General features: G+C 53.3%; 19 protein-coding genes. 11 read left to right on the top strand and 8 right to left on the bottom strand.

What is annotated here, in order from left to right; translation table 11 throughout:
* Positions 1-2: 2 nt before the first annotated feature.
* The 5 genes from pknB to spoVM all read left to right on the top strand — a co-directional run bounded on the left by pknB (position 3) and on the right by spoVM (position 4284).
* On the top strand, positions 3-2189 hold the full coding sequence (pknB, locus tag A8990_RS09220) for a Stk1 family PASTA domain-containing Ser/Thr kinase (protein ID WP_116188724.1): 2187 nt from the start codon (positions 3-5) through the stop codon (positions 2187-2189).
* Positions 2110-3105, top strand: a complete 996-nt coding sequence (gene rsgA / locus A8990_RS09215; RefSeq protein ID WP_116188723.1) for a ribosome small subunit-dependent GTPase A — start codon at positions 2110-2112, stop codon at positions 3103-3105. The genes pknB and rsgA overlap by 80 nt, the downstream gene beginning before the upstream one ends.
* 1 nt (position 3106) lies before the next feature.
* Positions 3107-3751, top strand: coding sequence for a ribulose-phosphate 3-epimerase (rpe, locus tag A8990_RS09210; RefSeq protein WP_116188722.1), 645 nt, complete (start codon positions 3107-3109; stop codon positions 3749-3751).
* 12 nt (positions 3752-3763) lie between these two features.
* Positions 3764-4036 (top strand): hypothetical protein, encoded by a 273-nt coding sequence (locus tag A8990_RS09205; protein WP_116188721.1) that lies wholly within the window; start codon positions 3764-3766, stop codon positions 4034-4036.
* A gap of 167 nt (positions 4037-4203) precedes the next feature.
* Entirely contained in the window at positions 4204-4284 is an 81-nt protein-coding gene (spoVM, locus tag A8990_RS09200; protein ID WP_010345573.1) for a stage V sporulation protein SpoVM, read from the top strand.
* A 187-nt stretch (positions 4285-4471) separates the two neighbouring features.
* On the opposite strand, the gene rpmB is transcribed toward spoVM, so the two are convergent.
* Positions 4472-4660, bottom strand: coding sequence for a 50S ribosomal protein L28 (gene rpmB, locus A8990_RS09195; protein WP_116188720.1), 189 nt, complete (start codon positions 4658-4660; stop codon positions 4472-4474).
* A gap of 220 nt (positions 4661-4880) precedes the next feature.
* Between rpmB and A8990_RS09190 the strand changes: the two genes are divergently transcribed.
* The 5 genes from A8990_RS09190 (at position 4881) to A8990_RS09170 (ending at position 10404) form a co-directional block, all read left to right on the top strand.
* Entirely contained in the window at positions 4881-5240 is a 360-nt protein-coding gene (locus tag A8990_RS09190; RefSeq protein ID WP_116188719.1) for an Asp23/Gls24 family envelope stress response protein, read from the top strand.
* A 16-nt stretch (positions 5241-5256) separates the two neighbouring features.
* Positions 5257-7116 (top strand): DAK2 domain-containing protein, encoded by a 1860-nt coding sequence (locus tag A8990_RS09185; protein ID WP_116188718.1) that lies wholly within the window; start codon positions 5257-5259, stop codon positions 7114-7116.
* A gap of 12 nt (positions 7117-7128) precedes the next feature.
* A complete protein-coding gene (locus tag A8990_RS09180) occupies positions 7129-7983 on the top strand; it encodes a DegV family protein (RefSeq protein ID WP_116188717.1) in 855 nt (284 codons plus the stop codon).
* Positions 7984-7993: 10 nt separating this feature from the next.
* Positions 7994-10042: an ATP-dependent DNA helicase RecG gene (gene recG, locus A8990_RS09175; RefSeq protein WP_116188716.1), complete on the top strand. Its 2049-nt coding sequence runs from the start codon at positions 7994-7996 to the stop codon at positions 10040-10042.
* Positions 10043-10116: 74 nt separating this feature from the next.
* Entirely contained in the window at positions 10117-10404 is a 288-nt protein-coding gene (locus tag A8990_RS09170; protein WP_116188715.1) for a stage VI sporulation protein F, read from the top strand.
* 23 nt (positions 10405-10427) lie between these two features.
* Here the strand turns inward: A8990_RS09170 and A8990_RS09165 are convergent, their stop codons facing one another.
* On the bottom strand, positions 10428-11102 hold the full coding sequence (locus A8990_RS09165) for an SOS response-associated peptidase (RefSeq protein ID WP_116188714.1): 675 nt from the start codon (positions 11100-11102) through the stop codon (positions 10428-10430).
* A gap of 128 nt (positions 11103-11230) precedes the next feature.
* Between A8990_RS09165 and A8990_RS09160 the strand changes: the two genes are divergently transcribed.
* Positions 11231-12544 (top strand): DUF2515 family protein, encoded by a 1314-nt coding sequence (locus tag A8990_RS09160; protein ID WP_116188713.1) that lies wholly within the window; start codon positions 11231-11233, stop codon positions 12542-12544.
* Positions 12545-12595: 51 nt separating this feature from the next.
* On the opposite strand, the gene mtnB is transcribed toward A8990_RS09160, so the two are convergent.
* Genes mtnB through proB form a run of 6 tightly spaced genes read right to left on the bottom strand, consistent with a single transcriptional unit; the run spans position 12596 to position 18470 of the window.
* Positions 12596-13243: a methylthioribulose 1-phosphate dehydratase gene (gene mtnB / locus A8990_RS09155; protein WP_116188712.1), complete on the bottom strand. Its 648-nt coding sequence runs from the start codon at positions 13241-13243 to the stop codon at positions 12596-12598.
* A 3-nt stretch (positions 13244-13246) separates the two neighbouring features.
* Complete coding sequence (locus A8990_RS09150; RefSeq protein ID WP_116188711.1) at positions 13247-13939, bottom strand: 2-hydroxy-3-keto-5-methylthiopentenyl-1-phosphate phosphatase; 693 nt, start codon at positions 13937-13939, stop codon at positions 13247-13249.
* On the bottom strand, positions 13939-15174 hold the full coding sequence (locus tag A8990_RS09145; protein ID WP_116188710.1) for a 2,3-diketo-5-methylthiopentyl-1-phosphate enolase: 1236 nt from the start codon (positions 15172-15174) through the stop codon (positions 13939-13941). The genes A8990_RS09150 and A8990_RS09145 overlap by 1 nt, the downstream gene beginning before the upstream one ends.
* Complete coding sequence (gene proC / locus A8990_RS09140; RefSeq protein WP_116188709.1) at positions 15171-16058, bottom strand: pyrroline-5-carboxylate reductase; 888 nt, start codon at positions 16056-16058, stop codon at positions 15171-15173. Before proC ends, A8990_RS09145 begins: the two co-directional genes overlap by 4 nt.
* A 20-nt stretch (positions 16059-16078) precedes the next feature.
* Entirely contained in the window at positions 16079-17326 is a 1248-nt protein-coding gene (locus A8990_RS09135) for a glutamate-5-semialdehyde dehydrogenase (RefSeq protein ID WP_116188708.1), read from the bottom strand.
* A 28-nt stretch (positions 17327-17354) separates the two neighbouring features.
* Positions 17355-18470: a glutamate 5-kinase gene (proB, locus tag A8990_RS09130; protein WP_116188707.1), complete on the bottom strand. Its 1116-nt coding sequence runs from the start codon at positions 18468-18470 to the stop codon at positions 17355-17357.
* Between the last annotated feature and the right edge of the window lie 97 nt (positions 18471-18567).

The raw sequence follows: 18567 nt of genomic DNA, 5'->3' as shown, positions 1-18567 counted from the left end.
ACATGATAGGACATGAACTCGGCGGACGTTACGAGATTATTACGCGTATTGGCGGAGGCGGCATGGCGCTTGTTTACAAAGCCCATGATATTCTGCTGAACCGCAATGTGGCCGTGAAGGTGCTGCGTCAGCAATTTGTCCATGATGAAGAATTCATTCGTCGTTTCAGACGCGAGGCGCAATCAGCTGCCGCGCTGTCGCATCCGAATGTCGTCAGCATTTACGACGTTGGTCAGGAAGACGATACGCATTATATTGTCATGGAGTATGTTGAAGGCAACAACTTGAACGAAATCATTAAAGAACGGGCGCCGCTTCAGTCAGACGAGGCAGTCCGGATTGCGACTCAAATTTGCGATGCACTTGATCATGCGCATCATAACCAAATTATTCATCGCGATATCAAGCCGCACAATATTCTTATTGGCAAGAACGGACGCGTGAAAGTAACCGACTTCGGTATCGCGCGTGCGGTGACGTCCTCGACGATTACGCAAACCGGATCGGTAGTAGGATCCGTGCATTATTTTTCTCCTGAGCATGCCAAAGGAATCGTCACTGGCGAGAAATCCGATATTTACTCGCTCGGGATTGTGCTGTATCAGATGGTGACTGGGAAGCTGCCATTCCTTGGCGAGAGCCCGATCAGCGTCGCGCTGAAGCATTTGCAGGAGCATTTTGCGGAGCCGCGTACGATTAACCCATACATACCGCAAAGTGTGGAGAACATTATTCTTCGTTCCATGCGCAAGAATCCGAACGAGCGTTACGCATCGGCTTCAGAGATGCTGATCGATCTCGAGACGGCGCTTCAGCCGGAACGATTGGATGAACCGAAGATTACGTTCGGTCATCCGGATTTCGACGAGACGCGCGTCATGCCTGCTATTCGCGGTAGCATTGCGGATAAGTTTGCGGCATCGGCAGTCGCATCGAAGACTGAGCCAGTGGATACAGCGCAGATTTCTGCAAAAGCAGAGGACGACGATAACGAGAAAGACAAGTCGGACCGTTGGAACTCCAAGGGGCTTGAAGAAGAGCCGCGCAAGAATAAATGGGTTAAGCCTGTCGTCACCGTATTCGTTACGTTCCTCGTCATCGGCCTTGTGTATTGGGGCGCGATGACTGTGCTGAGCTGGTTCGATATTAAAGAGGTTGACGTTCCTTATGTCGTTAATAAGACGGAAACCGAGGCACGGACGATGCTTGAGCAAGCAGGCTTGAAGGTCGAGGAACCGACCGTCTATACGGAGAAGCCGGACATCCCGAAAGACGTGGTGTACGAGCAGTCGAAGCCGAACCAGCGCGTGAAGGTAGGCTCTTTCATCAAGCTGTACGTCAGCAAGGGACCGAAGCTGGAAACGGTAAGCGACTATAAGGGCAAGAGCTATGAGGATACGTACAATACCCTGGTCAGCCTTGGGGTTGACGAGAACAGCATTGAGAAGACCGAAGTGTTCAGCGATGAGACGCCAGGTACCATTATCGAGCAGACGCCTGCTTCCGGCGAACAGTTCGATCCGAAGACGGCGAAGTTCAGCTTCACCGTCAGCCAAGGCAAAGAGACGTTCCCGATGCCGAAGCTTATTGACATGACCGAGAAAGAAGCGATCGCGCTGATCAAGTCGAAAGGGCTCAAGATCAACGAAGCGGATATCGTTCGCGAGCCAAGCTACAAACCGGAAGGAACGGTAATCGCGCAGTATCCGTTCGATCCGGAAGCTTCAGTATCTGAAGGGGAAGCAATCACGCTGACCGTCAGCTCCGGCTTGCCGGATGAAGCGCTCGAGTATACGTTCAATATCGTGATTTCACCAGCGGTTGCCGGCAAAACGAGCGAGATTCGCATTACGTACACGGATGCCCGCGGCGAGAATATTGAATGGGGCAAGCGTAAAATCAAAGATACGCAGACGTTCCCGGTTAAGGTCATCTTAAGTCCAAACACGGAAGCGAGCGTTACGATCTATCGAGATAAACAGTTTACCGATACATTCTCCAAGACATACGATGATGTGAAGTCGGGAGCTGAAGGGGCACCTGAGACGGTGCCTGGAACTGAAACGCCGCCGGTCGACCAGCCGGCACAAACCGAGGAGAGTCCAACTGATGGCAATACGACCACCACAAACGAGCAGCCAGCGGATCCACAAGACCAGCAGCCGGCCAACCAAACAGCAGAGCAATAATGAATCGCAGACGGGGCGAATTGTCAAAGCATTGAGCGGCTATTATTATGTACGGCCGCTTGATGCAGCTTCGGATGAGCAGCCTATTCAGTGCAGAGCGAGGGGCATCTTCAAGAAGCGCGGCGAATCGCCGCTTGTCGGCGACGTCGTCGAGTTCGAGGAGACGGAGAACGGCGAAGGCGCTGTAAACTCGATTTCGGCTCGCTCGTCCGAGCTCATTCGTCCGCCTGTCGCGAATATTGATCTAGCTGTACTCGTTTTCTCGGTGACCGAGCCGACGCTTAATTTGCAGCTGCTCGACAAGTTTCTCGTTCATATCGAGCATGCTCGCATCGACGCGGTGCTTTGCCTCAGCAAGCAGGATTTGACGGAGGAAGGCGAAGAAACGGAAGAAGCGCGTACCGCTTTGAACGACGTTCTGCGCATTTACGAGCCGATCGGCTACGAAGTGCTAGTGACAAGCTCCAAGCAAGGGGAAGGGACAAGCGCCTTGTCTGAACGGCTGAAAGGGCATCTTGCGGTGTTCGCAGGCCAATCCGGCGTAGGCAAGTCATCGCTTCTCAACGCGCTCGTTCCGGGATTGACGCTTGAAACGAATGAAATTAGCAACCGGCTTGGCCGGGGCAAACATACAACACGCCATGTGGAGCTCATCGATATTGGCGGCGGCTACGTAGCAGATACGCCGGGCTTCAGCCAGCTTGATTTTGCCGAGCTAGGGATTGAAGAACTGGGCAGCTGTTTCAGGGAAATGCAGCAGCTATCAGCTTCCTGCAAATTCCGCGGATGCACCCACCTGCATGAACCGGATTGCGCCGTGCGCGCAGCGTTAGAGCAAGGTGAGATCGCGCCAAGCCGCTACAACAACTATGAGATCTTCATGGCAGAAATGAAAGAGAAAAAGCGGAGGTACTGAAATGTCTATCATTGCACCATCGATTCTGTCGGCGAATTTCGCCGCACTCGCAGAAGAGATTAAAGACGTTGAGCATGCCGGTGCCGATTGGATTCATATAGATGTCATGGACGGTCATTTTGTACCGACTTTAACGTTTGGCCCACTAGTGATTAATGCGGTCCGGCCGGCAACGAAGCTGACGTTTGATGTGCATCTTATGATCGAGCGTCCGGAGCTTCATATTCCATCGTACATCGCAGCAGGCGCGGACCGGATTACGGTTCATGCCGAAGCTTGCGTCCATCTGCACCGCGTAATTCATCAGATCAAAGAAGCCGGTCTTCCGGCAGGCGTTGCACTTAACCCAGCTACGCCACTGAGCGTGCTTGAGCATGTGCTGGACGATATTGATATGGTCCTCATTATGACGGTGAATCCGGGCTTCGGCGGACAGAAGTTCATCCCGCAATCGCTTCAGAAGCTTCGTCAGCTTCGTACGATGCTGGAGGCTCGCGGCTTAGGCGACATGCTCGTTCAAGTCGATGGCGGCATTAACGCCGACACAGCGTCTCTCGTAACGGAAGCAGGCGCGAATGTGCTCGTTGCCGGCAATGCGGTGTTCAATGAGCAAGACCGCGCAGCTGCAATCGCGGCTCTGCGCTAGGAGGGGCAAATGATGAGCGGCAACATAAAGAAGGGGCTATGGATGGCGCTCTACAGCGCAGGCTGCGGTTTAATGCTATCCATTTTCCCATTTATCAAAAGCGGCGTTAATCTGATCTTCTCTTTGCTTGCTTTAGTGATTGCGATCTTCTATTTCAAACGGTCCTCATCGCTTCGCTCGCGTATCGTATTTGTCGTCTTTGCGTTGCTCTTCTTTGTCTTCTTTACTTTTGTCATGGCAGTAGTTCTCTACTCCAGGTCGCAGTCGCTTCCAGGCGCAGCCTGAACCTAAACTACTGTCCCATACCCGGAATAGGACAGTCATCTATCGCATAGGATGGTTACATGAACGAACGTTCTTGTAACCTTTTTTATTTGGGAGGGGCGAGAGCTGTTACGGATGGATTGAACAGAAGTTTTGCTTTGCAGCAAAACTTTTAGGAGGGGTGGAGCATGAAATTTTACACGATCAAGCTGCCAAAGTTTTTGGGTGGCTTTGTGAAGGCGATTCTGAATACGTTTCAGAAGAACTGAGGCTCTGGCCATGGCAACGGCAGCGAGAGCATCATCTTCAGCGAGGCGTGGATTAGAATCGGATGTAGCGGCATTCTAGCGCGCAGAACACAGCTATGGCATCTTGCTGACGGCTGGATTCTGCGCCTAGACATGCAAAAAAGCACCTGATCGAAATCAGGTGCTTTTTGTCCATGGCTTTATGCCGTTATACACGAGTAACTAGGCCCGATTTCAGAGCCCGTGTGCTGACATAAACACGTTTCGGCTTGCCGTTAACGAGAATTCTAACTTTCTGTACGTTAACGCCCCAAGAGCGGCGAGTTTTGTTGTTAGCGTGCGAGACATGGTTACCTACACCAGGACCTTTGCCCGTAATGAAACATTTGCGAGACATGGAATACACCTCCCTTGAAGATTCACTGCAAACAAACAGACTCCAATATAATATCACATGTCCGTGCATTCATCAAGCATTAGCTTATAGTAATTCTACCCTAAGAAAACGCTTATGATGCAGAATATGGTCGAAAATAGGGTGCTGGACTTCAAAAACGTCGTTATTTATAGTACAATGCTATTTAGTCCATAATAATAACGGTGAAGGAGTGGTATCCATGCCTCTGCAGATCAATTCGGAATTCGGAAACGTTCATATAACAGACCATGTCATCTCCGTCCTTGCTGGTTCAGCGGCAATGGATTGTTATGGACTGGTAGGTATGGCTTCGAGAAAGCAGCTGAAAGACGGCATCGCCGAGCTGCTTGGTCGAGATAACTTGTCGCGCGGTGTCGAAGTCCACCGAGAGAACGATTACTTACACATTGATTTGTACATCATCGTGAGCTACGGCACAAAAATATCCGAGGTCGCACATAACATTCAATCGAAAGTGAAATATGTGATGAATGAGGTTGTCGGCGTCAAGGTAGACGTTGTCAATATTTTTGTCCAAGGCGTACGGGTATCTCGGTAGGAAGGGGTAATTTCGTTTGACTAAACGCTTTATTAACGGCTCGGACTTTATGGGAATGGTACTGAGCGGAGCGGAAAACTTACACAACAATGAAGAGCGCATTAACGCGCTAAACGTGTTCCCGGTACCTGACGGCGATACCGGAACAAATATGAATCTAACGATGACCTCGGGCAAACGCGAGCTGCAAAGCAAGCCCTCTCCAGCAGTGGGCAAAGTTGCGGAAGCGCTTTCCAAAGGTCTATTGATGGGCGCTCGGGGCAACTCGGGTGTTATTCTGTCACAACTGTTCCGCGGCTTCGCTAAGAGCATCAGCCAGTTGGAGCAGATTGATCCGAACCAATTCGCAGCGGCACTGCAAAGCGGCGTTGATATGGCGTACAAGGCGGTCGTGAAGCCCGTCGAAGGTACGATTCTTACTGTAGCCAAAGATGCTGCGAAGCATGCAGTATTCTGCGCGAAGCGGACGAATGACCTGACAGAGCTTATGTCAGAGGTCGTTGCGAAGGCGAACGAATCGCTTGCGCGGACGCCGGATTTGCTGCCTGTATTGAAACAGGTAGGCGTAGTTGACTCGGGCGGGCAGGGTCTCGTATGCATCTATGAAGGGTTTCTTCGTGCGATGAAAGAAGAGCAGGGCATTAGCACAGATCCATCTTCGATCGGTACGGAAGCGGCATTCCCTGAGCTGTTCAAGGCTGCGAATACAGGGACGCCAGCGGCAGCAGCGACTGCACCAGCAGCTAAGCGTCCGGTTCAAGCGAACGGAAGCGCGCAGTCGCGCCTTGTAACAGAAGACATTGAATTCCTGTACGATATGGAGTTCTTTATAAATCGCAAGCTGGGCGATCGCCATGCACTTCGTTTCGACGAAGCTTTGTTCAAAGGCATGCTCAGCAGAGACGGCGATTCCATTATCATCATTGCCGATGACGAAATCATTAAAGTTCATGTTCATACACGCAAGCCCGGAGATGTGCTCAACCATGCGCTTCAGTATGGTGAGCTGACTCAAATTCATATCTTGAACATGCGTGAGCAGCATCGGGATCTGCTTCAAGAAGAGATGGCAGAACTGAGCAGCACGACTGCACCAGCTTCCAACGAAGAGCTTCATGAGACGGCGATTGTAGAGGAAGCCGCGCTAGGCTTGGCAGTATCCGAGGTGCTGACAGGCGCACAGGCAACTTCGCTCTCCGCAGAGCAAGCGCATGAGTGGGCGCCGTTCGGCATTATCGCGGTAGCGATGGGTGAAGGCATCGGTTCGATTTTCCTCGATAACAATGTAGACGTAGTGCTTTCCGGCGGCCAGTCCATGAACCCGTCGACAGAAGATTTCGTCAACGCGATCGATTCGCTATCTGCTGAACATATTTTCTTGCTGCCGAACAATGGCAACATCATTCTAGCTGCTCAGCAGGCTGCTGAACTGTCAGAACGCCATGTAACGGTTATCGGTACGAAGACGATTCCACAGGGTCTTGCTGCAGTGCTCGCTTTCAAAGAAGAGGGCACGGCTGAGGAGAACACGGAGGCGATGAACGTCGCTTCCAAGAACGTCCGTTCCGGACAAGTGACCAGCGCGGTTCGAAATACGGAAATTGACGGTATTACAATCCAAGAGGGCGATTACATCGGCATCATGGAGAAGTCGATCGTAGCGTCGTCTGCAAGCTTGCAAGAGACATGCCAAGCGCTGCTGAGCCGGATGCTCGAGGACGGGGGCGAACTCGTTACGATTTTGACTGGTGAACAGGCAAATGCAGCAGAGACAACGGAATTCGTCACATGGGCGCAGGGAACGTTTGACGAGGCTGAATTCGAAGTGCATGCTGGCGGTCAACCGCTTTATCCATACCTTTTTGCAGTGGAATAGGGGGCATGTAGTGTGAGCGCAGTCAAAATCATTACGGACAGCACGGCCGATGTGCCGAAGCGCGTTCGAGAACAATATGGCATCGAGATGGTGCCTTTGAAAGTGTTGTTCGGAGAACAATCGTTTCTCGATGGAGTGACGATCACGAACAACGAGTTCTATGAGCGTCTGGCGAAAGCCGATATGCTGCCGAAGACGTCCCAGCCGTCGCCGACGGAATTTATGGAGATGTACGAGCGGCAGCTGGCCCAGAAACCGGATCAATCGATTATTTCTATTCATCTGGCTTCCGCGCTTAGCGGCACTTATCAGTCCGCCGTTCTGGGCTCGAATCTGCTTGAGACACCTGGCGATATTACGGTGATCGACTCGAAGTCGGCTTCTTACGGCTGCGGTATGCTTGTCGTGAAAGCGGCTGAGATGGCTGCTGCCGGCGAGCCGAAAGAGCGAATCGTCGAGAAGATTAATGACATCATCCAGGATCGTAAAATGTATTTCTTGCTCGATACGCTCGACTACTTGCAGAAGGGCGGCCGGATCGGCAAAGCGGCTGCATTGTTCGGATCGATTCTGAACATCAAGCCGATTCTGTCGATCGATCAGGAAGGCGTCGTGACAGCGGTTGATAAGGTGCGCGGCACGAAGAAAGCGATGCAGCGCATCGTTGATCTGTTCAAGCAGGACTTCGGTGACGATCCTGTTGAGATGACAGTAGGCTGGACGCACAAGAGCGAGCTTGCGAAGGAGCTTGCAGCTCTGGCGCAGACGCAGCTGAAAGTCGTAACAATCAGACAAACGGAGATCGGCTCCGTTATCGGAACGCATGCTGGCCCTGGTGCGGCGGCGTTATTCATTACGCGAGTGTGAGGTTTGGGAGATGAAGCTGGATGAACTTTCAGTCCGGCAAATAAAAGGCGTGAGTGCTCAGAAGGAACAGGAGCTTCACGCCTTTGGCGTTCATACGATCGCTGATTTGCTGGATTATTTTCCGTTTCGGTATGAGGATTACCGCATTCGGAACATTGGGGAAACGAAGGACGGAGAGAAAGCGACGTTCGAAGGCAAAATTATGGGCAATCCCGTGCTGCAGCGCTACGGAAAGGCGAAGACCCGACTAACCGTCAAGATAGCCATCGAGAACGTGCTCATCACTGCGGTATGGTTCAATCGGCATTTTCTACAGGAGCAGCTAGTCCCTGGAAGAGATATTGTCATTACGGGGAAGTGGGAGCAGCATCGGCTGCAGATGACGGTGTCCGATTCGGAGTTCCCCGATAAAGGGAAAGCCCGGTCCGGGACGCTGCAGTCGGTCTACTCCGTTGGGGGCAGCATTACGCAGCAATGGATTCGCAAAACGATCGATCAGGCGCTTCTGCAATACGGAGCGATGATTGAAGAGGTGCTGCCGGTCGAGCTTATGGACAAGCATGGATTGATGCCGCGCAAAGACGCGGTCATGCATATCCATCATCCCGAGGATATCGCGATGGGACAGACGGCGAGGCGGCGGCTAGTGTACGAGGAGCTGTTCTTGTTCCAGCTCAAGCTGCAAGCGTACCGTTCGATGAATCGCAAACGGATGGATGGCGTGGCGCATGTCGTTGATGGGGAGTCCATTCGTGTCTTTGTGCGGACGCTGCCTTTCGAGCTGACGGATTCGCAGAAGAAGGTTGTCAACGAGATTCTCATCGACATGCGATATCCTTCGTGCATGAACAGACTGCTTCAAGGCGACGTTGGCTCGGGGAAGACGGTCGTGGCCGCTATTGCGCTCTTTGCGACCGTAAAAGCCGGTCATCAAGGCGCGCTCATGGTGCCGACGGAGATACTAGCGGAGCAGCATCATCGCTCGCTGCAGAAGCTTCTGGGCGGCGTAGGGCTGCAAGTAGGTTTGCTGACGGGAAGCCTGACTGAGAAGAAGCGGCGGGATGTGCTTGCGGGGCTGCAAATGGGGCTTATCGACGTTATCGTCGGTACGCAGGCGATTATTCAGGAAGGCGTTAATTTCCGCAGTCTTGGCCTCGTCGTGACGGATGAGCAGCATCGGTTCGGCGTTAACCAGCGAAGCGTTCTGCGACGCAAAGGAATGAATCCGGACGTGCTGACGATGACGGCGACGCCAATTCCGCGTACGCTCGCCATTACCGCGTTCGGCGATCTGGATGTCTCGACACTTCGCGAGCGCCCGTCAGGACGTAAGCCGATTCAGACAAACTGGGTCAAGCACAATATGCTGGACCGGGTCCTTGGCTTTATCCGCCGGGAAGTGGGAGCAGGGCGTCAATGCTACTTCATCTGTCCGCTTATTGAAGAGTCGGACAAGCTCGATGTGCAGAACGCGATAGACCTGCATATTCAGATTCAGCAGGCATTTCCGGATCTGCGGATTGGCTTATTGCACGGACGCCTGACGACCGCGGAGAAAGACGAAGTGATGCGTGCTTTTAGCGAGAACGAAGTGCATGTTCTTGTCGCAACGACGGTAGTTGAGGTTGGTGTGGACGTACCGAATGCAACGCTGATGGTCATTATGGATGCGGTGCGGTTCGGGTTGTCGCAGCTTCATCAGCTGCGCGGACGAGTTGGACGGGGCGCTCATCAATCGTATTGCGTGCTCATTGCGGATCCGAAGTCCGAGAACGGCCGCGAGCGGATGAAGATTATGACCGAGACCGACGATGGCTTCGAAGTATCACGGAGGGACCTTGAACTGCGCGGGCCAGGCGACTTCTTCGGCACGAAGCAGAGCGGGGTTCCTGACTTCAAGCTCGCCGATATGGCAGCTGATTTCGGCGTGCTGGAGGATGCCAGGGATGATGCGGCAGAGCTGACTGCCAAGCCGGAGTTCTGGACTGCAGCCGCATACGCGAGACTGCGCGAGGTGCTTAGGCGTGAGCAACTTTTTCAGGGTGAGCTGCTGGACTAGTTTTTAAACGCGGACGCGCGGCATATAGTACAACGTATGGCTTTTAGAAGCCGGACGGAGGTGCTATATCGAAGATGAGCTACACGAAATACGGCATACGGCCGGATCTGGTCGAGCGTGTGAAAGTGAAGATGAAGAACCCCGTCACCAAGGATAAAGTGAAGATGCTGCTCAATGGTGTGACTAAATACGATTTGCAGGATCGACTGAAGGTAAAGAAGCTCGTTCGGGCAGCGGCCGGGGTTTTGCAAGAGCCGCTAACGGAGCTCCAAGAAGAGCAGCTGATCTCGTTCGTGCTTGGTCAGAAGATCGACCCGAACAATACGCTGCATTTAATTAAATTATGGGCAATGTTCCGCTAATCTTCGGATTGGCGGATTTTTTTTTAGCTCGAAAGAGGCTCTATGCAGGAAGGATCGTCATAGCTCACGCTGCCCACTGTTTTCGCGACTGGATAGGCATCCATCAGTTCCGACGGAAACGGGATGAGCAGCTGATCAAGCTCGGCACGGCTCTGAATGCGCCGGTTCAGCCATAGATGCTCGTCCTCTTCGTGAAGAATAACCGGCATCCGATCGTGAATCGGTTCCATCAGCTCGTTCGGTGATGTGGTGAGGATGGTGCACGTGCTTAGCTTAATGCCTTCTTGAGATACCCAAGTATCGTACAATCCCGCCATGCTGAACACTTTACGGTCCTGTCTCACAATTCGCATCGGCTGTTTGCCATCCGGGTCTTGCCGCCAGTCATAGAACCCGTCTGCCGGTATAATGCAGCGCTTACGACGTATGAGTTCGCGGAATGCAGGCTTCTCCCAAGCCGTCTCCGCACGCGCATTAAGCATCTTCGGACCAACCTTCGGACTTTCTGACCATGAAGGGACAAGCCCCCATTTGAGTTCGCCAAGGCGGTTCTGCTCTCCGTCATTGATAATCGCCATGATCATCTGGCCCGGGGCTACGTTGTATTTGGGTTTATGAAAAGGCGCATTCGTTTGGGAGATGAAATATCGTAGCATTAGCTCTTCCATCGTAATCGTGATCGTATACCGTCCGCACATTCGGCTGCAGCCCCCTTTATCATGACGAAAGTCATCTTGCTTAAGTATACTACTTGCGGCTAATCGAAGGTAGTGAAGCCGATACTATACGATGTTGCAGGCAATTGATACGAGGAGGAAGAGGTGTAATGAGCCAACTGCTCAAGCTGTTACTGTTCTTATTGCGGCTGCCGTTAAAGCTGATTGGCTACATCGCGATGAAGCGGCGAGCTAGAATGAGCTCTGAGCAGCTGCTGCAGCATGCAGAGCCTCCGAAGCTGCACAAGGAGTATGTCCGGGAGCTGCGGCAAGGTTGGACTGCACAAGCGAAGCAGTTAAAGGGACGGCAAGGCGAGAATAGTCGAGCGCAGGAATATACCAAAGAGGAATGTGCGCTCATCCATCGGATTCACCACGAAACAGAGCAGGCTAACCGGAACAATGTGACGCGAACGGAAGCGTATCGATCGATTTATTTTCGCTGTCAGGAGCTGCACTGGGCGCTGCTCGCGCATGTCGTTTCCCGCAATGGCGGCTGGAACATGACGGACTTGCAAGGCGATCTGCTGCCGAGGCTGCTTGATGATGGTCAACGCGAGGAAACGTTTCTGCTGCTCGAGCGTGTGAATTCATTAATCTTCCATGATGCCTACCCGCAGCTGCTGCTCTATGAAGCTTCTTGCAAAGCGGGCAGAGAGCTGTTCGATTTGCTGCCGGCCTTCCAAGTATCCGTGTTTATGAAGCCGGTCTGGTCGCAGTTCTGGAAGCGTAGAGACCCGGCACTGCTTACGACAGCGCTGATCGTGAATGAGCAGCATGTCATCGAGGAGCCGATTGTGCAAAGTCCATTCTTCAAGGAGCATGTACTCAATCAGCTGTCCTTTCAGCTGCAATCGCCGATGCAGACGAACGCCGTTTTCATGCCTTACTGTACACCTGACAGAGTGGAGAAGAAGCTGGCTGGTCTCATTATCGAAAATTTCTGCGATCTGCAGGAGCGAATTGAATTCGGCAAACGCATGTATGCAATCTTATTCGGCGTACCCGAGGTGAGGGCAGGCGTGCATGCTTTCGTTCGTGCGGTGCCTCATACGGGCTCGAGAGCGGATTATGCGCCGCAGCTGTTCACTAAGGAGCATGATGCAGTTGCTTCTTTGGACAAATATACCGAGAAGCTGGATGGCTGTGAGCTGCGAGCAGGTGCTTCAAAGCTGACCAGCCTAGTGCTGTCTTCAGCATGGGAGGACATCCCGTTCGAGGCCCCGGATAGAGAGGATTGGTTCATTTCATTGAATGAGAAGGACAGGTTAAATCAGTATTTCGCAGAACTACCATTGCCGGGAGTCTTCGATATGACAGAGGAGCATTATTACGCGCTTAACAAAATCGAGCTTGCCGTGCTTGCGGCTGAAGGGCTTCAAGTGGCATTCCACGAGAGAAGAAAAGGCGATAAAACGTGCTGACGCATTCACGTGCAGCCCTTTTTATCGCCTTTTTTTTGCTAATGTTAGCCTCTAACGCTTCAGAAGCTCCCACCGGTACACATACTCAAACAGGAATTCGAATGCTTCCAGATGGCGCTTCGCCTCGAACGCGTTCGCGCCCCAGGCGTAAATGCCGTGCTTACGCAGCATAATGCCCGGAATACGGGGATCGAGTCGCTCTGTCACTTCCGGTACGATGCTCGGAATATGCGCGAAGTTCGATACGATCGGAATATCGATATGCGCTTCTTCATCCCAAATGTTGAACGCCTTGATCAGCTCGACACCGTCCACCGGAATCGATTTGCGCTCCCAGAACAGCTCGGACACGATGCTGTTGAACACGGAATGGATGTGAAAGATCGCACCGGCGCCAGTCTGGCGGTAAATCTCGCAGTGGATCAGCGTCTCTGCAGAAGGCTTCAACCGCGTTGTCTCGCACGGCTTGCCTGTTTGATCGACGAACAGGAAGTCCTCCGGTGTCGACAACGACTTATCTTTGCCGCTCGCCGTAATGGCGAAGTGGAATTCATCCGGCGTGTAATCGCCAACGCGGATGGACAGATTGCCGCTTGTGCCCGGGAACCAGCCGCGGGAAGCGAACAGGCTCTTCACTTCGGTAAGCTCTGCAAGCGCGCGCTGTTTATCTTCTGTAGCAATTTGATTAAAAGTCGACATAGCTTAAGTCGTAGCCTCCTGCAGTTTCAATACTTGTATGACATCATGGAAGGTCTCGAACGGATGGAACGGAAGTCCGAGCTCCTGACATTTCAGAATCAGATGAGAGCGGGCGAATACGGTATCGACGAGCTTCGCACCTTCAAAATCCGTCACGCTGTCGCCGATAATGATTCGCTCATAGCGGTCACCAGGGAAGCGGCGGATGATGGAAGATTTGCACATGCCGCAATCGGTCTTACATTCGCCTTCGCATGGATGAGGCCAAGTGATCTCAATCTGCTCGCCGGAGAAGTCGCTGCCGTTGCAGTATATATGCTCCTCTGGAATGCCGAATGGCGCGAGCAGCGGATACACGAAGAAGTCAATACCGCCGCTCGTTACGTAGAACTCGATACCGGCATCTTGGCAGAATTGAAGCAGCTCGGCAAAGCCTGCGCGAATCTTCGCATTCGAGATCGCGTAGTCGACAACCTCACGCTTCATCGAAGCAGGAAGCAAGCGGAATAGTTCGCCTACACCTTCCCGGATCGTCTTGCGCTGCGCGACGATATCGTTCACAATCGCTTCCCAGCCGGCAGGATTGAAGTGGCGAATGATCGCGACTATGTTATCGTTCTCGGTAATCGTTCCGTCAAAATCACAAAAAATGACGCGCTTCAGGCTGCCTGCATCATGTTGTTTGTTCACTGTCATTACTGTTTATACCCCCACAATTCAATCGCGGCTTTGAGCGCTTCATTGCCGGGCTGTGCTGCCGCATCCGGCAGCGGAACACCGGCGCTGGCCGCGACGATCGCTTGGCGGAATGCATGACCGCCAACTGCGGTTCCCATCGGATGTCCGTGGATGCCGCCGCCTGCATTCACGACAACTTCGGAGCCGAAGTCGCGCAGGATCAGCGGCACGAGGCCAGGGTGAATGCCTGCGGATGGTACCGGGAAGCTCGTGCGCACAGGCAGCGCCGAATCGATAAGAGCGGCTTGAACCGCGAGATTCTCTTCTCTTGGCATGACGACCGAGCCGTACGGTGAAGGGAAGAGGGCGAGATCCGCGCCAGCGAGCCGCATTAGCTTGCCGAGCAGAAGCGGTGCAGAAATGCCGTAATGCGGCGATGGATAGAGAGCTCCGGCCATCGCGGGATGAGCGGCAATAGGCACTGAAATTTCCGGATCACTGCTGAGCTCATGCAGAACATCGTAACCGTAAGCTAGGACGTTGAAGAGAAGCGCATTCGCGCCTGTTGCAATCGCGCGCTTCGCATTGGAAGCCAGCTTCGAAGTCGGACCGGTCAAGTTCACGGCATAGAGCAGCTTTTGACCCGTTTCTGCTTCTGCTTGACGAGCCGCTTCCATACAAGCTTCAACACGTTTCTCGAGCGGTGTGAGCGGGTTCTCGAATAGAATCTCATCATCCTTAATCAGATCGACGCCGCCAAGCGCTTGCTTGTGGAACTGGTCGCGCAGGTTCGTCAGGTCATGACCGATGACCGATTTGAAAATACTCATTAACAGCGGGCGATTATACACGCCAAGCAAGTCGCGAACGCCCGAAATACCGAACTTCGGTCCCGGGAATGCCGACACGAAGTCGGAGGAGAAGTCGAGATCAAGCAGCTTGATCTTGCCATCCATCGACAGCTTGCCGAATACCGTCACGAGCAGGGCAGGGAGGTCACGGCTGAAGTTGACGTCAGGATAGGCGATGCGGATATCCGCATAACGCTCCCCTGGCGCAGCGTTTTCCGGCTCGTGCGCTTCTACCGAAACGACGCGGCCAAGATGCTTCTCCATCTCTGCTTTGCGCGCTTCCGGCAGATCTGTCCAGCTGCCTACTGTAAGCCCGACGGCGATGCCGAGCGCTTTTTTCTGAAAATCCGCCTTATCGTCATGCAGGCGATAGGTTGCTATACATACTGCACCATTACTCATGATGTCGCTTTCCTTTCGATTTCTGCGCCCATCTCAGCAGCACGTTCTGTCGCGCGAGCAATCGCGCTAATTACGCTGCCGGAGAAATTGTTCGCATCCAATTTTTCAATCGCCGCTTGGGTCGTTCCGTTCGGAGAGGTGACCTTGCGGCGCAATTCTGCCGGATTCTCACCAGTAGCTTTTACCATATGGGCAGCTCCTAGTACGGTTTGAATCGTCAGCTCGCGCGCTGCTTCCTGCGTTAAGCCAAGCTCAGCGCCAGCTGCAATCATCGCTTCCATCAGATAATAGACATAGGCTGGGCCGCTTCCCGAGAGTCCAGTAACCACATCAAGCTTCGGTTCTTCGACGACGGCCGTTAAGCCGACCGATTGGAACATCAGCTCTGCAAGTGCGCGCTGGTCTGCCGACACCGATGAAGAGAAGCTGACGCCCGTTGCGCCGAGCCCGATTGTGCTGGAAGTGTTCGGCATTGTGCGCACGATTGGCATCGGTTTGCCGATGAGCGTCTCGAGCGTCTTGATTGTCATCCCTGCGATGATCGAGATAATGAGCTGTCCAGGGTGAAACAGCTCGCGCACTTGCGAGATTGCATCTGCTGCGTCCTTCGGCTTCATCGCGAGGAAGATAATATCGGCTTCGCGCAGCATTGCTGCCTTTGCTTCGTCTTCCGCAGACGTGTGAACGCCATAACGTGTAGATAGTTCAGCTAGCCGGTCGACATTTTGCCGATTCATCATACTTACCTGCTCCGGCTCCGTCAACCCGCGGTCCAGAAGGCCTCGAACCATGGCTTCCGCCATGGAGCCTGCGCCGTAAAAACACATTTTGAGCGAACCGATTTGCTGTAATGCAGTCGTATCTGTGTTCGAAAGTGTTGTCATTGCTCTAGCTCCTCCTGTCCTTATCCGCGAATTTGTCCGTTGCCGTAAACACGAAACTTCGCCGATGTGAGCGCAGGCAGACCCATCGGTCCGCGTGCATGCAGCTTCTGTGTACTGATGCCGATTTCCGCGCCGTAGCCAAACTCGAAGCCGTCTGTAAATCTTGTCGAAGCATTGTGATATACCGCTGCTGCATCGACCTGCTGCAAGAAGGCATCCGCATTCTCCGTATTGTCCGTCACAATACATTCCGAGTGCATCGTGCCGAATGTGCGGATATGCGCAAGCGCTTCGTCTGCATTAGCGACAACTCGAATGTTCATGATGTAGTCGTTGTATTCTGTCGCATAGTCGGCTTCTGTTGCCGATTTCGCTTCGGGGATCAGGCTTAGTGTCCGTTCGCACCCGCGGAGCTCAACATTCGCGGAGAGGAAGCGCTCCGCAAGCTCACGGAGATGGCGTTCCGCCCAAGCTTCATGAACGAGCAACGTCTCCATAGAGTTGCAAACGGAAGGGCGCTGCACCTTGGCGTTGAAGGCGATGTCGGCTGCCATGGCTGGCTGCGCGCTTTCATCGACATAAGTATGACAAATGCCTGCCCCGGTTTCAATGACAGGGACGGTCGCATTTTCAACAACATTGCGAATTAATGACGCCCCGCCGCGCGGGATAACAACGTCGAGCAGACCGTTCAGCTTCAGCATCTCGTCTACCGAAGCACGGGACGGGTCTTCCACAAGCTGCAGCGCGTCAGGCGGGAGGGAAGTGGCTGCGAGCGCTTCGCGCATCACTTCGACGATCCGGCGATTCGATTCGAGCGCCGCCGAGCCGCCGCGAAGAACGACCGCATTGCCAGTCTTGAGGCATAGACCAGCTGCATCGACAGTGACGTTCGGGCGCGCTTCATAGATCATGCCGATGACGCCTAGCGGTACCGACACTTTCTCAACGCGCAGGCCATTCGGCCGCTCGAACGATTCGAGCGTTCTGCCGACAGGATCGGGGAGCTCGGCTACCTGGCGCAAGCCTTCGGCAATATCTGCAATACGGTTCTGCGTTAAAGTGAGACGATCCAGCAAAGATTCGCTTGTGCCGTTCGCACGTCCGCGATCAATGTCAATGTGGTTGGCTGCAATGATGGAATCCTGCTGCAGGATCAGATGGTCTGCCATCATTAGCAATGCTTTATTCTTCTCATTCGTTGTCAATCGGTTCATGACTGCCGCAGCTTGTTTCGCTGACGCTGCTTTTTCCCGCACTTCGCTCATAACTCTCTCCCTCTCCATATCTGTTCTCTTAAGCTCTAAGTGTGACCCATTCATCGCGGTGGATGACTTCAATACGTGATACTTCAACCCGTCTGCGCACTTCTTCGGTGCTCAGCCCAGCGACTGCTTGAACTTGCCATGCGGCGTAGTTAACGACTCCGCGGCCGAGCGATTGCTGATGTGCGTTAAACACTTCCACGACGTCGCCAGGGTGGAAATCCCCATCGATCGATTGGATGCCTGCCGGCAGCAAGCTCTTGCCGCCTTGCACGAGTGCCCTCTCGGCGCCGTCATCAACAATAATTCGGCCTTGGGGCATCGAGTGGAAGCCAAGCCACTGCTTCTTGGTCGGCAAGTTATGTTCGTTCGTATCAAAATAAGTACCTTTGCCGTCATCCTTCACAGCGAGCATCAAATCCCCAGGCTCCATGACGCGTCCGATGAAGACAGGAACGCCGCCGCGCATCGCGATGCGTGCCGCTTCGATCTTAGAGCGCATGCCGCCGGTTCCGACCGACGAGCCAGCCCCGCCTGCAATGCGGAGAATATCATCCGTGATGTGGTCGACGCGGTCGATCTTCATGGCATTTGGATTTTTGCGCGGGTCTTCTGTATACAAGCCGTCCATGTCGGTGAGAATAATAAGCCTCTTCGCCTTCACGAGATTGCCGACTAGCGCGGATAACGTATCATTTTCGCTGAATTTCAGCTCATCGGTTGCGACCGTGTCATTCTCGTTGATAATTGGCACCATGCGGCGGTGAAGAAGCTCTTCGATCGTCATGAGTGCATTGTTGACTCGTTTGCGGTTCGAGAAATCGGCGCGCGTCAGCAAAATCTGTGCGACGCCGATGCCGCCGTTCGTTCCATGCGCAGCGAACGCTTCTTGGTACGCCTGCATGAGCAGCGCTTGACCAACAGCTGCGGCAGCTTGCTTCTCATGGACGAGCTTGGGCCGCGATGCGTATCCGATTTTCTTAAAGCCTGCAGCAATCGCGCCGGAAGTCACGAGCAGCACTTGATAGCCGGCATCGTGCAGGGAGGCGAGCTCGTTCGCGAAGAAGGCAATGCGCTCTTTGTTTATGCCGCCTTCCTCGGAGGTTAAGGAGCTGCTGCCGATTTTGACAACGATCGTCTCTGTCATGTCTTGTTCACCCCAAACCTTTCTATGTAGATAAAATAAAAAAAACTTCCATCCCTTGTAGTTGTTATCTACAAAGGACGAAAGTTCTCACTTTAAA

Origin of the sequence: Paenibacillus taihuensis (genome assembly GCF_003386535.1) — a bacterium.
In the GTDB taxonomy this organism is placed as follows: domain Bacteria; phylum Bacillota; class Bacilli; order Paenibacillales; family Paenibacillaceae; genus Paenibacillus_Z; species Paenibacillus_Z taihuensis.
The sequence above is the reverse complement of the archived record's forward strand: the minus strand, read 5'-3'. Positions and strand labels throughout refer to the sequence as shown.

What these genes read in the sequence shown, in the direction of transcription:
- pknB (WP_116188724.1), top strand. Translation starts at nt 3, where the DNA reads ATGATAGGACATGAACTCGGCGGACGTTACGAGATTATTACGCGTATT.
- rsgA (WP_116188723.1), top strand. Translation starts at nt 2,110, where the DNA reads ATGGCAATACGACCACCACAAACGAGCAGCCAGCGGATCCACAAGACC.
- rpe (WP_116188722.1), top strand. Translation starts at nt 3,107, where the DNA reads ATGTCTATCATTGCACCATCGATTCTGTCGGCGAATTTCGCCGCACTC.
- A8990_RS09205 (WP_116188721.1), top strand. Translation starts at nt 3,764, where the DNA reads ATGAGCGGCAACATAAAGAAGGGGCTATGGATGGCGCTCTACAGCGCA.
- spoVM (WP_010345573.1), top strand. Translation starts at nt 4,204, where the DNA reads ATGAAATTTTACACGATCAAGCTGCCAAAGTTTTTGGGTGGCTTTGTG.
- rpmB (WP_116188720.1), bottom strand. Translation starts at nt 4,660, where the DNA reads ATGTCTCGCAAATGTTTCATTACGGGCAAAGGTCCTGGTGTAGGTAAC.
- A8990_RS09190 (WP_116188719.1), top strand. Translation starts at nt 4,881, where the DNA reads ATGCCTCTGCAGATCAATTCGGAATTCGGAAACGTTCATATAACAGAC.
- recG (WP_116188716.1), top strand. Translation starts at nt 7,994, where the DNA reads ATGAAGCTGGATGAACTTTCAGTCCGGCAAATAAAAGGCGTGAGTGCT.
- A8990_RS09170 (WP_116188715.1), top strand. Translation starts at nt 10,117, where the DNA reads ATGAGCTACACGAAATACGGCATACGGCCGGATCTGGTCGAGCGTGTG.
- A8990_RS09165 (WP_116188714.1), bottom strand. Translation starts at nt 11,102, where the DNA reads ATGTGCGGACGGTATACGATCACGATTACGATGGAAGAGCTAATGCTA.
- A8990_RS09160 (WP_116188713.1), top strand. Translation starts at nt 11,231, where the DNA reads ATGAGCCAACTGCTCAAGCTGTTACTGTTCTTATTGCGGCTGCCGTTA.
- mtnB (WP_116188712.1), bottom strand. Translation starts at nt 13,243, where the DNA reads ATGTCGACTTTTAATCAAATTGCTACAGAAGATAAACAGCGCGCGCTT.
- A8990_RS09150 (WP_116188711.1), bottom strand. Translation starts at nt 13,939, where the DNA reads ATGACAGTGAACAAACAACATGATGCAGGCAGCCTGAAGCGCGTCATT.
- A8990_RS09145 (WP_116188710.1), bottom strand. Translation starts at nt 15,174, where the DNA reads ATGAGTAATGGTGCAGTATGTATAGCAACCTATCGCCTGCATGACGAT.
- proC (WP_116188709.1), bottom strand. Translation starts at nt 16,058, where the DNA reads ATGACAACACTTTCGAACACAGATACGACTGCATTACAGCAAATCGGT.
- A8990_RS09135 (WP_116188708.1), bottom strand. Translation starts at nt 17,326, where the DNA reads ATGAGCGAAGTGCGGGAAAAAGCAGCGTCAGCGAAACAAGCTGCGGCA.
- proB (WP_116188707.1), bottom strand. Translation starts at nt 18,470, where the DNA reads ATGACAGAGACGATCGTTGTCAAAATCGGCAGCAGCTCCTTAACCTCC.